Annotated in this window: 1 pseudogene; it reads left to right on the top strand. The window is 73.3% G+C overall.

The features are described from left to right. Positions 1-292: pseudogene (locus tag VR44_RS40210) on the top strand (amine oxidase); the annotation flags it as partial.

The raw sequence follows: 292 nt of genomic DNA, 5'->3' as shown, positions 1-292 counted from the left end.
CCGCCGTCCTGCCCCGCTCGCCGCGGGCCCGCGCCTGCTGGAACTACCGGATGACCGGCTGCGACTCCTCCACGGAACCCGTGCGCGTCAGCTACGACATGCGGCGCCTCCAGCACCTGCCCGACGGCGCCGACTACGTCGTCACCCTGGGCGCGGACGACGGCATCGCCGCCGACCGGGTGGTGGAGCGGATGATCTACGAGCACCCGGTGTACACCCCCGCCTCCGTCGCGGCGCAAAAACAGCTGCCCCGCCTGAACGACGGGGTCACCGCGTACGCGGGGGCCTGGCA

Source organism: Streptomyces katrae (assembly GCF_000966975.1).
In the GTDB taxonomy this organism is placed as follows: Bacteria; Actinomycetota; Actinomycetes; order Streptomycetales; family Streptomycetaceae; genus Streptomyces; species Streptomyces katrae.
The sequence above is the reverse complement of the archived record's forward strand: the minus strand, read 5'-3'. Positions and strand labels throughout refer to the sequence as shown.